A 12,490-nucleotide genomic window follows, 5' to 3' on the forward strand; every position below is an offset into this window, starting at 1 on the left:
ATTACGACATTTATTACGACATTTATTACGACATTTATTACGACATTTATTACGACATATCCACTCAACTTTACCGACTTTCATTGGCACAACACCAAAACACAACGTTTGATATCCCCTAAAATATTTGTTATTATAAAAACATATATTTAAGTAGCAAAGAATGATAACGCTAGTGTTTTTAATATAAAAGGGCGACAGATATGGAGAAAAGAAAATTTTTATTTATAATACCGGTAATTATATTAATTTATATAATAAGTAATGTAGTCTCCATTTGCACCTACAGCAATGTTTATGAAGACAAAGAATGTGATGTGGCGATTGTATTAGGTGCAGCCTGTAATGATACAGAAGTATCTGAGGTGTACAAGCAAAGATTAAATCACGCTATTAAACTTTACAATGAAGGAAAAGTGAAGAAATTAATTGTCACCGGTGGAATAGGTGCGGGTAATACCAGAAGTGATGCTGATGTGGCAGCAGAATATTTGACTGAAAATAACATTCCCTTGGAAGATATATTTAAAGAAGATAAATCCACAATTACTCAGGAGAATTTAGAATACTCCAAAACAATAATGGATAATAATAAATTTAAAACAGCATTAATTGTAAGTGACCCACTGCATATGAAAAGGTCTATGTTATTATCAAAAGACTGTGGCATAGATGCATTTTCGTCTCCTACCGGCACCAGTGCATATAAAACCTTGAAATCAAAAATCCCCTTTGTAGCAAGAGAGACTTTTTTCTATATTGGTTATAAGTGGTATAAATTATTAAATTAAAGGATGCTCTTTCCTATTTGCAAAAACCCACTCCATGAAGTAAAATACTACTGTTTGTACAAATATATACATATGGAGAAATTTATGAACAGTTTAAAATTAAGACATTCACTACTTTTAATTCTTACAGCTTTTATATGGGGTGTTGCTTTTGTAGCCCAAAGTTCCGGTGGGGATGCATGTGGCCCGTATACCTTCAACTGCATCCGTTCGTTTATTGGCTCTCTGGTACTTATTCCTGTTATTTTCTTTTTAAATAAGGGAAAAGGTAAGTCCGATAAAACCGAAAGAAAACTTTTAATTATTGGTGGTATTTGCTGCGGACTTGCATTGTCTCTGGCAAGCAATCTGCAACAACTTGGGTTATATCTTGGTGCATCTGCCGGTAAAGCCGGTTTTCTTACTGCCTGCTACATTCTGATTGTGCCTATACTTGGTCTTTTTCTAAAGAAAAAATGCGGTATTAATATTTGGATTGGGGTATGTCTCTCATTAGCAGGTTTATATCTTTTATGTGCCAAAGGTTCCTCTGGCTTTAATTTAGCAGATTTGCTACTGCTACTTTGTGCTTTTATTTTTTCGTTACATATTTTAATTATTGATTATTTCTCACTTTTAGTAGATGGTGTTAAAATGTCCTGCATCCAGTTTTTCGTATGTGGAATTACATCAGCAGTGCCAATGTTTATTTTCGATATGAAACATTCAATAACAGGCATTTTCCAATGGATTCCACCTCTTATGACAGTTGATGTATGGATTCCTATTTTGTATGCCGGAATTTTCTCCTGCGGCGTAGCTTATACACTACAGATTATTGGACAAAAGGGTCTAAACCCTACTGTAGCCTCCCTTTTAATGAGTCTTGAATCAGTATTTTCAGTTATTGCAGGATGGATAATTTTAGGTCAGTCCATGGGTTCCCGTGAGTTAGCCGGATGTGGATTGATTTTTGTTGCCATAATTTTAGCCCAGTTACCTGCTCCCAATTTTAAAAAATATAAAAATTAATCTTTAAATAACTAAAGCCCTGCTGCAACATCATTTATGATATTTGCAACGGGGCTTTATATTTACACAAAGGGATATTTTTCAATATAATAATCTGCAATTTCCCTTATCTTCATTTTATTACATTCAGATTTTTCATCTTCAACGGCAACCACCGTAAATCCCCCTGCTTTTGCCCCCATAACTCCTGTGAGAATATCCTCAAATACAACGCAATCCTTCTTTTCATGGTGAATACGTCTGGCGGCTTCCTCATATATGTCAGGAAAACCTTTGCCACGTTTTACCTCATCCACTGTTACAATTTCAGAAAAACAGTTAAGTATTCCTTCTCTTTCCAAAGTAGGCATAAATAACTCCCGATCTGAAGACGTAGCAACAGCCAGCTTCTTTCCCCCTTTAAAAAGGTGTGTGATATATTCCTTTGCTCCAGGCTTACATACTACTTTTTTTGCGTATTCTTCCTTTGCCATGTCAAACCATTCCCTTACCAGTTCTTCCGGTTTTTCCCCATGAAGATTAAACCGGTCAATGGTATAAACTGCCGCCTTGTAAGCCCCTAACGGAGAAATTGATTCCACATAATCCTCAGGGACATCATAGCCTCTATCTCCCAGGAATTTTATGTCAACCATATCCCATACCCATGAACTATCAAGAATGGTCCCATCTAAATCAAATATATAGCCCTTATAATTTTCATTAAATTTCATCTTATGCTCCATATTTTTTTATCAACTGCATTGTCCCTCATTACAATGCCATTAACATTGCACCTGTGTAATATCATATACTAAATTCCGGCAGGCTTCCAATAAAAAGATTTTATTTTACTATTTCTTCCATTTGGTCTAATAAATCACCAAACAGGTTAAGTGCCTGCTGTACCGGCTCTTTTTCAGCCATATTCACTCCTGCCATTTTAAGAAGGTCAATAGGATCCTTTGAACCGCCTCCTGTTAAAAACTTCATATAATCCTTAACAGCACTTTCCCCTTCATTCATTATTTTCTTAGAAAGGGCAATTGCCGCTGAAATTCCCGTTGCATATTGATAAACATAAAACGGATTATAGAAATGTGGTATTCTCGCCCATTCCAAAGCGATTTCATCGTCCGATACCATTTCTTCTCCAAAATATTCTTTATTTAAATTCAAATATGTTTCACAAAGAAGGTCACTTGTTAAAGTTTCTCCCTGCTCTACCATATGATGAGTTATTTTTTCAAACTCAGCAAACATTGTCTGACGATACAGCGTTCCCTTAAATTGCTCAAGAAAATGATTAATAAGATAAGCTTTCGTATCCCTGTCATCAGTGTTTTTCAGCAAATGATGTATTAAAAGTGACTCATTACATGTAGATGCCACCTCTGCCACAAAAATACGGTATCCTGCATTAATATATGGTTGTGTTGTATCGGAATAATATGAATGAAGAGCATGCCCCATTTCGTGTGCTAGAGTAAACACGTCATCAAGAGTTCCCTGATAGTTAAGTAACACATAAGGATGGGTTCCGTAAGCTCCCCAGGAATATGCCCCGCTTCTTTTTCCTTCATTTTCGTAAACGTCAATCCATCTGTTGTTAAAGCCTTCTTTTAACTTGGAAAGATAATCCTCACCCATAGGTTTTAGTGCTTCTAAAACCATTTTCTTTGCTTTTTCAAAAGGTATTTTATCCTTAGGTGCCTTAGCAATTGGAGCGTAAACATCATACATATGTAGTTCATCCACTCCAAGAATCTTCTTTCTTAATTTAACGTATCTGTGCATCAATCCCATGTTTTCGTGCACAACATCTATTAAATTATCATAAACTGACACCGGGATATTACTTCCATCAAGGTGCATTGCAAGGGATGAGGAATAATTTCTCACATCTGCATAAAAGCATGCCTGTTCAACATTTGCATTAAAGGTTGCCGCAATTGTATTTTTCATTTTGCCATAGGTATCATATAAAGCCTTAAAGGCATTTTTTCTAAGTTCTCTGTCCTCTCCCGCAAGAATTGGGACATAATTGCCATGGGTTATTTTGATTTCCTTATTGTCACTTCCCTTTACCACCGGGAAATCAATATCGGCACCATTGTACATTGAATAAATGTTGTCAGCTGCTGCCGCCATTTTTCTGCTTTTTGCCAAAATTTCTTCTGTCTTCTTATCAAGAGTATGAGCTTTTCCTCTCAATATTTCTCCCACATATCTCCGGTAATCGGCCAGCCTGTCATCCTGCATCCATGAAAGTAATGTATCTTCCTCCATTTCCAAAATTTCCGGTTCAAAAAAAGCTGATGCACTTCCTATGTCTACTGCCAGTTTCTGTGCCTTTCCTGAATATGCCTGATACTTTGCCTCTGCCATATCCTGATGGTACTTTTGGTTTGAATATACATAAAGTCTTTCCACTAACAAATTTATCTCATCATTGAAATTAAAATATTCAATTAATTTTTCTTTATCCTTTGAAACTTCACCTGAAAAATCACTATAATGAGGAATCATCTTTGTTGCCTTTTCAAAGTCCTTTTCCCATGCCTCATCACTTATAAACATATCCTCCATTTTCCAGGTATCCTGAATTTTCTGTTCACTTCTCTTCATTTGGTTTCCTCCTCACCTATTTTATTTAATGCCCTATCCTACAATAATCCCAGGCTTTTTAATACGAATATAATAGCGGTCAGGGTGAATGCAGAACATAGGGTTGTCAACACTACAACACTGCTTGTAAGAGTTCCTTCTGATTTCATGCTTTTTGCCATTATGTAACAACTTGGAGTAGTAGGGGATGTCAGCATAATAACCAATGCCATCAGCTTCTCATCCCTGTATCCTAACCACACAGCTATTGGCAAAAATACCATTGCCCAGCCTATAAGTTTAAAAAACGTAGCAACAATGACAGGCTTTGCCTTTTTTATTGCCTTTCCAAATTCAAAACTACCACCAATTGCCAAAAGTGCCAACGGAGTGGCTATTCTTGCAAAATTTCCTATGGTATTATCTATTATTTTAGGGAACTGCACCTTTGTTGCAGATAAAATAACCCCGGCAAAAATACTTAAAATAATAGGATTTGTTACTATTCCCTTTAAGGTGGTTAGTAAGGTTTTATCCTGACTTGCGCCTTTCTGCGGACATTCCACTGTTAAAACCAAAACTGCATAAACATTATAAAGTGGTACCGCCCCTAAAATCATCAGAGGCACCATTCCTGTGTCCCCATATATATTAAACACAAATGCGGCTCCTAACACTGCCGCACTACTTCGATATGAAGCCTGAACAAACTCACCAACAATTGTTTTATCCTTTACCAACAATTTAGCTCCAACCCATGTGGCGAAGAAACATATTGACGTTACCACTGCACAATATACAACATACATTCCGTCAAATTTCTGCAGAAAATCATTGTTCATCATGTCCTGTATAAGTAAAGCCGGCAGGGTAATTGTAAAGTTAATTTTATTTGATGCCTTTATAAATCCTTCATTTATCCAGCCTATTTTTTTAAGTAAATATCCCACAACAATTACCAGAAAAACCGGAACTGTTGCATTTAAACTATAAATCAAGCTATTCATTTTCAATAACCTCTTTTTGCAAATTAGGATTTAATTCTCTCTGCTTTAACATTTCTATCTCAAATTTGTAGGGTGCATAGGATTTTTTATCGTTATCCGGATCCTTAATATATGGGGTCTCTAGAATTTTTGGAATATTTTCAAATTCCTTCATATAGACAATTTCCTTAAGAGTTTCAAATCCTATGTTTCCAAAGCCAATGTTTTCGTGTCTGTCTTTTGCTGCACCACAGGGATTTTTGCTGTCATTAATATGAAAAACCGCAATCTGGTCAGTTCCTATTACTTTGTCGAATTTCTCAAATGTTCCACTTAAATCATTTACCAAATCATATCCACTATCGTTTACATGGCATGTGTCAAAGCAGACACGGAGCTTATCGTTATATTTAACGCCATCATAAATTCTTGCAATTTCCTCAAAGTTTCTGCCTATCTCGCTTCCTTTTCCTGCCATGGTTTCTAATGCTATATATGCCTTTGTGTCTCTGCTAAGTACATTGTTTATGCCGTTTATTATCTGCTTAATTCCTGCGTCAACACCTGCTCCAACGTGGGAGCCGGGATGTAAAACCATAACCTTACTTCCCATTTTTTCCGTTCTGTCTAATTCCGTAGCCAAAAACTTTTCTGCAATTTCATAGGTTTCAGGCTTAATGGTATTGCCTAAATTAATAATATATGGTGCATGAATTATAATATCTTCAATGCCGTTTTTTTGCATATATTCCCATGCTTCTTTTATCTTTAATTCACTTACATCTTTTCTTTTGGTATTTTGAGGTGCACCGGTATATGCCATAAAAACATTTGCTCCATAGGATTTTGCCTCCTTCGCCGAGCCAAGAAGCATATCCTTGCCACTCATCTTAACATGTGAACCTATTTTCAACATAACACTCTCCATAAAACCTTTATTTTGTAATTTTTATCCAATGGTATTTATCTAATAATATTAACCTTTTGCTTTCCCACTATACCACATATACTGTATTTTTTCTATTGCATTTGGTATAATCAAACCAATTTAAGTGACACCGTTTAAACATATTTTTATTTAACCTTCGTCGTTTTTTCGGGAAAGGGGTTCTGTTATGACATTTATATTTGACATGAAAAAAAGTTATGCTATTTCAAAGGATTTAAGGGAAATTTGCACCAATATTTATGAAATCTGCAAAAACGAAAATCAACATATTCCCCAACTGTTTTTCGGAGAAAATGAGGCGCTATCTGTTTCATGTGATGATTCCGAGTCGGTTTTATGTAATGGTTCAACCCCGGGTAACTCTTCACCTGTTTCATATGATGATTCAAACCGGGTTAATCCGTTACCTGTTTTGTACTATGGCGTACATGAGGGAAAAACAGTAGGATTTTTAAGTGCTGACTTCTATAATAATGAAATTGTTGATATTTGTGGATATGTTCTTCCGAAGTACAGAAAACTAAATTTAATGTCATCTCTTTTAGACTCATTTTTAACTGATTATAATGACTTTTATATTTCAGCAATGTTAAATTCCAAGAATTCTACCGGTTGTGCTGTTTTGTCTCATTTAGGCTTTGAAAAAACTGCCACTGAATATATGATGAAGTTTTCATTATCTAGTGCCTGTTACAAAACACTTCCTAAATATGTAAAGATAGTTGACGGGGATTTAGAAAGTACCACTCAAGGTGTTAAATTTGAAATGGTCTCACAGGGTGCAACTGTTGGCAGCTGCCTTATTGAATTGTTTAATGACAGGACTGTATGTATTCATGATGTTCTGGTTTTTGATAAATACCGTGGTATGGGGTACGGCTTTAAAATGCTTGATGCTGTAATTTCTTATTTGTCCAAAGACCACACATATGTTTTGCTTCATGTAAGTGGTGACAACAAACCTGCCATTTCACTGTATAAGAAACTGGGGTTTGTGGTAGTTGACAGCGCTGAAATATATGAAATGTAGTTTTTAGGCTATGTTTTAATAGTTGATAATAGTTGATATTTGTTTTTCCTATTTTTCAATGGTACCAGCCCCCAAATATTCTAATATAACAAATGACCGCCGCATCTTAGCGACAGCCATTTATTCAGTGCTACCACATATCTATGGCAACCATTATTCAGCACAACACTACCACACATTACTGTGCATAGTCTACTTTTTCAAATAATCCCTTGTGATCCCAAGGCCAATACTTAAATACTGCTTTTGCAATTACATTCTCACGCTTTAAGTACGTATTGTTCCAGAATCTTGCATCACTGGAGTTATTTCTGTTATCACCAAGCATGAAATAACATCCCTCCGGAACCTGATATGTCAACTCTTCATCTGAACCATTTACATATACCCATTCTTCCGGAAGGTACGGTTCATCTAATGGTTTATCTGAATCGTTGATATAAATTTTTGCATCCTTAATAGTTACTTTCTCTCCCGGAAGTCCAATTACTCTCTTTACGTAGTACTTCTCCTCCTTAGGACTGTTTTCATCATAATCAGGATTGATAAAAATAACAATGTCTCCTCTCTTAGGATCTGAGAGCCAATATGATGTTCTAAGTCCAATCATGCGGTCCCCTTTCATTATTGTGTTCATCATAGAACCTGTAGGAACGTTGGCATTCATAATAATAAAATTGTTTATAACAAAGGCAATAACCACTGCCACAACAATTATTCTAATCCAGCTGAAAATCTCCTTCTTTACATTAATAGGTTCACTTTCCTGTTTTTTTCGAGGCTTTCCGTTCTCCTTAACTGAATCATCTGCCGGGTTAACAATCACGTCGTCCATCAGATTTTCATCTTCTACCTCTTCTGATTGGTAATTTCTGTTATCTTCCATTCCGTCACATTTCCTTTCGTCTTCCAATTTTTTTGACTTTTTTAGTATATAATCAATGGAATATATATGCAATAAATGTTCTGTTACAATTCTATTAACAAATTCTCTATTTTGTTAAAATTAATACTATTTTATGAAATTTGTTCTAATTTGGGCTTCCGGTTCCGGATGCACTATTCCCTTTTCCTTTCCTGCCTCAATGCATTTTAAAATCCATGCCATATTTCTTGCAATATTTCTTACAGTCTGAAGGCCCTCTTCATCCTTTTTAACATCTTCCGGGGTGCTGCCATGAACCATAGGCCAGTAATTTCCATTAATTAGTGGCATATGGAAAAATTCAGGTATTTTGGCAATTTCATCTAATGCACTGGTTGTGCCGGCACGTTTTGCACTTACCACCATTGCAGCAGGTTTATATTTAAGATACTTTCCCGCACTCCATGATAATCTGTGAAGTAATCCCATCATGTTTCCACTAATAGAGGCATAATGTACCGGACTACCAAATACCACTGCGTCTGCCTGTTCAAGCTTTTTAGCTGCCTCAACTACCATTCCTCCATACACGCATTCTCCTGTAGTGCCACATCCGCCACAGCCCATGCAGCCCCCCTGTGGTTTGCCTCCTACATGCATAATCTCTGTTTCAATTCCTTCTTCCTGTAAAACCTTTGCCATCTCACAAAGTGCCGTATATGTACATCCATTAGCTTTTGGACTTCCATTAAACATTAATACTTTCATTTAAATCTAACCTCCGGTTATTTTGAATAGACATAAATATGAGTTCTTTTCCCTTATTATTTTATTGTATTTATACAATTAAATCATTATAACATATATTTTTAAATATACAAAGGAACTGCCCACTTATTAATGTTATTATTTTTATTCTAAAAAAGGACATACCACATATGTGACATGCCCTTATTATTAATATTATTTGTTATGCAACGATTTTGCATAATAAATATCTGCTGCCTTAACCTTACCTCCACCCGGTGCCATATCAAAGCATCCGGGCATTGTAAGGCATATAACCATTACCATAAGAAAGGATATTATTCTTCTTTTTTTCACTTTTCCGGCCTCCCTTTTCAATATTTAAATTAAAATTCATCAGGAGTAACAACGGAGCTGTTCCAATTGTAATCAATCTCCTTATATGCCGGTGTAACAACAGACAAAATATTATTAAATAAGTAATTGTGTGCACTTAAAGTGTTCATCATTAAATTCTTATACAAGTAATCTGCTGTATCATAAATTGATGTGCTCTGTACCTTGCTATAGATAATTGAGCCATCTTTTAATTTCGCATAAGCACGAACTAACATCTTCTCGCTTAAAAAAGCAACTTGCTGCTTATCAAACTGTAACGTCATAGTATAACTTTCATAGTCTTCATCTCCGTTAATAGACATATCCATACGTCCCTTTTCAGTTGCTGCATAATCAAACACCCTGTTATTGCTGCTTCCTACAACCATATCACGTTCTGAAACATAACTTGAAAGTCCATATACTAAACCTAAGCTTTCAACTTCTGCATTAGGATCACTTACTGAATAAACTGTTCTAAATCCACCAAGAGTTGTACTAATCTGATATCCGTCTACTCTGATGTCTGTAGATTTAGCCGGTTTGTCTGTAAATGTCATAGTCTTTGAGAATATATTGTTGCTTGTGTCTGACTCATCAACATCTCTTGTATCATTTACATGAGCAGAAACTGTATGTGTACCTGAAACAACCGTCCATGAATTCTTGGTATTTGGTCCACCATTCATGGAAACAGTAACCTCTTCTCCCGGTTTCAACGGTCCGAAGAATGTATCACACCAGTTAACGACCTGTCCGTCTACAGAAAGTGCAACACCATGCTTTGTATTTGATGTACTGGTTGCTGTGCCCTGATTTTTAATCGTAACAGTAAATACTGCTTCTTCTCCTGTATAGTAATTCTTCTCTGTATCAATATCAGTAACAACCAAATCACACTTACCATACTCAGGTGCCTGAGTTGGTGCTTCAGTAGGTTTCTCTGTAGGCTTCTGTGTCGGTGCCAGGGTTGTTTCCTGTGGTGCATTCTGATCAGGTAATGAAATAGACATACCGGTAATGTTTACACCACCCATACCACAGGTAAGTTTAACGGTATTATTAGTTCCCGGATTCAAATCAATAAAGCATGTAGCTACGCCTGAGAAATCTCCCCAGGCAGTAGTTTTGTTAAATTTCAGGAAATATCCGTCTCCTACTGTATCCCCGGAACTGTTAACTAATGCCGTAGCTCCGTCTGGTGTTCCATAGTAAACGGTAAGCATAGCCTGACCGCCTTTTTCTCCGTTTACATTATTCCACTCAACATATGAGCCTTCATAATGAAGGTTTTCAATGGCATCCCCGCCTCTTGTGGCTCCCCCACCAATTTGTGCATTTGCAATACTATAATCTGTCTTCTCTGTAAATTTAGCAGGATCCGGGCTACTGTTATTTCCTGCAATATCTGCCGGATCAACATAATCTACATTAGCAACACCCTGTTTGGTCTGCTGTACCGTCTGGATAGATCCGTCGCTGTTAAACTTAACTTCATCAATACATACTGAACGCAATGTTCCATTTCCTGAGATTTCACAATTGTGATAGAAAAGATACCAATGTCCCTTATATGCTGTTATAGAACCATGAGTTGTATCACAACCTGTTCCTTCAAGAACAATTCCACCCTCTTTCCATGGTCCGTATGGTGAATTAGCAGTAGAATATCTCATAAGGTTCTGACCTGCTGTATTGTCTGCATACATTGCATAGTAAAGACCATCTTTCTTAAATACCCACATACCTTCATGGAAATCTGTAAGTGTCTGGTCAATTCTAACCGGCTCCTCTGCTAATGTCTGCATATCAGACTGCATTTTTGCCACGTAACATGCTGCTCCACCACCTGTGTAGAGATAGTATGAACCATCATCATCTTTAAATATACATGGATCAATACCTGTAACATAAGGTGAACCGTCTTTTTTCTTTACATAACCATCATCAGCACACTTAAATCCGCTTGCAGGACTATTACTCTTTGCAATACCAATTCTCCATGTATTATTCCATGCATCTCCTGAACCTGTTGGGTGTGGGAAATAAAAATAATATGTTCCGTTTTCATAAGCTGCATCAGGAGCCCACATAAACCCACCTTCTTCACGTCCCCATGATACATCGTCTGATGAAAGGATTTCTCCCTCATCTCTCCATGTAACCATATTATCTGAAGAAAATACATGATACTTGTCCATTAAGTCACATCCTCTTGATGGGAAAATATCATGAGATGCATAAATGTAAATTCTTCCATCCTTCTCCCACACATGGGCAGACGGATCTGCTGTAAACATACTGGTAATAATAGGATTACCTGCATAGTAAGTTTTTTCATCTGCGTTTACTTCGGTTTTCTGTGCAACATTAAATCCCCCCATCATGGTAATAACCATTACCATAACCAATAAAGCCGCTAACCCTTTCCTTCCTTTTTTCATCATTTACTCATTGGCGTTCCTGCCAACTCCTCCTCTCTATATAATTATTTTATATGGTGTACAACACCCACCTGCATATATGCAGGATTTTTTCTCTCTAATATAACGCAACCTTACCAGCCAATTATATATTAATACAATGAGTTTTTCTATAAAAAAATTATACAAATAGACGGATTTTTTCTATTAATCTTTACTTTTTAGTGAATTTTGACTAAATATTTTTTATTTTATATTTATTTCCTCATTTCATTTTTTCTGTTCTTCTTTTTCAGAAATTGATAATTTTTCATATAGCTGATCTGTTTTAGATGCTACTCTTAAGCAGCAATACAATACAAAATTAATTAACACCACTATAATTATTCCTATAACAATTAATACTACTTTCATTTTTATCCTTTTTATTTTAGTGTTACCGGATATAGAAATTTTTATTTATTTTTAAGGGCGCACCTTCTTACTACTCTTATACATCCTATTATTAGGTCGTTGTACCTTAAAAGCCGGACAGTCCTTGACCATCCGGCTTCTTATTAGGCTGTCTGCCTCTCGGCTAGCTGCCTCTTTAATTCCTCTATTTCTTTTTCATATCTTTTACGTTCTTTTTCTATTTGGTTCTGCTTTTCATCCAGCTTCTCCTGCATTATCTTACGTTCAGTTTCTCTTCCTCTCGCTTCTCCTAATGCTTCCCCACTCATTC

11 protein-coding genes are annotated in these 12,490 nt (G+C 36.2%); 3 read left to right on the top strand and 8 right to left on the bottom strand.

Annotation, left to right across the window (positions count from 1 at the left end; translation table 11 throughout):
- Window positions 1–203 precede the first annotated feature (203 nt).
- Entirely contained in the window at window positions 204–791 is a 588-nt protein-coding gene (locus Q5O30_RS06500) for a YdcF family protein (protein ID WP_021952942.1), read from the top strand.
- Between the two features lie 84 nt (window positions 792–875).
- Window positions 876–1,802, top strand: coding sequence for a DMT family transporter (locus Q5O30_RS06505; RefSeq protein ID WP_021952943.1), 927 nt, complete (start codon window positions 876–878; stop codon window positions 1,800–1,802).
- A 62-nt stretch (window positions 1,803–1,864) separates the two neighbouring features.
- On the opposite strand, the gene Q5O30_RS06510 is transcribed toward Q5O30_RS06505, so the two are convergent.
- The 4 genes from Q5O30_RS06510 to Q5O30_RS06525 form a co-directional block, all read right to left on the bottom strand.
- Window positions 1,865–2,527 carry an HAD family phosphatase gene (locus Q5O30_RS06510; RefSeq protein ID WP_118589561.1) on the bottom strand — a complete coding sequence of 221 codons (663 nt, stop codon included), beginning with the start codon at window positions 2,525–2,527 and terminating at the stop codon, window positions 1,865–1,867.
- Window positions 2,528–2,627: 100 nt separating this feature from the next.
- On the bottom strand, window positions 2,628–4,409 hold the full coding sequence (pepF, locus tag Q5O30_RS06515; protein WP_021952945.1) for an oligoendopeptidase F: 1,782 nt from the start codon (window positions 4,407–4,409) through the stop codon (window positions 2,628–2,630).
- Between the two features lie 38 nt (window positions 4,410–4,447).
- The gene (locus Q5O30_RS06520) at window positions 4,448–5,395 is read right to left on the bottom strand and encodes an AEC family transporter (protein ID WP_021952946.1); all 948 of its coding nucleotides are present in this window, start codon (window positions 5,393–5,395) and stop codon (window positions 4,448–4,450) included.
- Complete coding sequence (locus Q5O30_RS06525; RefSeq protein ID WP_021952947.1) at window positions 5,388–6,290, bottom strand: deoxyribonuclease IV; 903 nt, start codon at window positions 6,288–6,290, stop codon at window positions 5,388–5,390. The genes Q5O30_RS06520 and Q5O30_RS06525 overlap by 8 nt, the downstream gene beginning before the upstream one ends.
- A 199-nt stretch (window positions 6,291–6,489) precedes the next feature.
- Here Q5O30_RS06525 and Q5O30_RS06530 point away from each other — a divergent pair, with 199 nt between their 5' ends.
- Window positions 6,490–7,353, top strand: coding sequence for an N-acetyltransferase (locus Q5O30_RS06530; RefSeq protein WP_021952948.1), 864 nt, complete (start codon window positions 6,490–6,492; stop codon window positions 7,351–7,353).
- 178 nt (window positions 7,354–7,531) lie between these two features.
- On the opposite strand, the gene lepB is transcribed toward Q5O30_RS06530, so the two are convergent.
- The 4 genes from lepB to Q5O30_RS06550 all read right to left on the bottom strand — a co-directional run bounded on the left by lepB (window position 7,532) and on the right by Q5O30_RS06550 (window position 11,790).
- Entirely contained in the window at window positions 7,532–8,188 is a 657-nt protein-coding gene (lepB, locus tag Q5O30_RS06535; RefSeq protein ID WP_302624651.1) for a signal peptidase I, read from the bottom strand.
- 177 nt (window positions 8,189–8,365) lie between these two features.
- Window positions 8,366–8,986, bottom strand: a complete 621-nt coding sequence (locus Q5O30_RS06540; RefSeq protein ID WP_021952950.1) for a flavodoxin family protein — start codon at window positions 8,984–8,986, stop codon at window positions 8,366–8,368.
- Window positions 8,987–9,181: 195 nt separating this feature from the next.
- The gene (locus Q5O30_RS06545; RefSeq protein WP_021952951.1) at window positions 9,182–9,322 is read right to left on the bottom strand and encodes a hypothetical protein; all 141 of its coding nucleotides are present in this window, start codon (window positions 9,320–9,322) and stop codon (window positions 9,182–9,184) included.
- A 29-nt stretch (window positions 9,323–9,351) separates the two neighbouring features.
- Window positions 9,352–11,790, bottom strand: coding sequence for a family 43 glycosylhydrolase (locus Q5O30_RS06550; RefSeq protein ID WP_302674624.1), 2,439 nt, complete (start codon window positions 11,788–11,790; stop codon window positions 9,352–9,354).
- Between the last annotated feature and the right edge of the window lie 700 nt (window positions 11,791–12,490).

Origin of the sequence: Eubacterium sp. CAG:161, assembly GCF_000432355.1 — a bacterium.
Classification (GTDB): Bacteria; Bacillota; Clostridia; order Lachnospirales; family Lachnospiraceae; genus Eubacterium_G; species Eubacterium_G segne.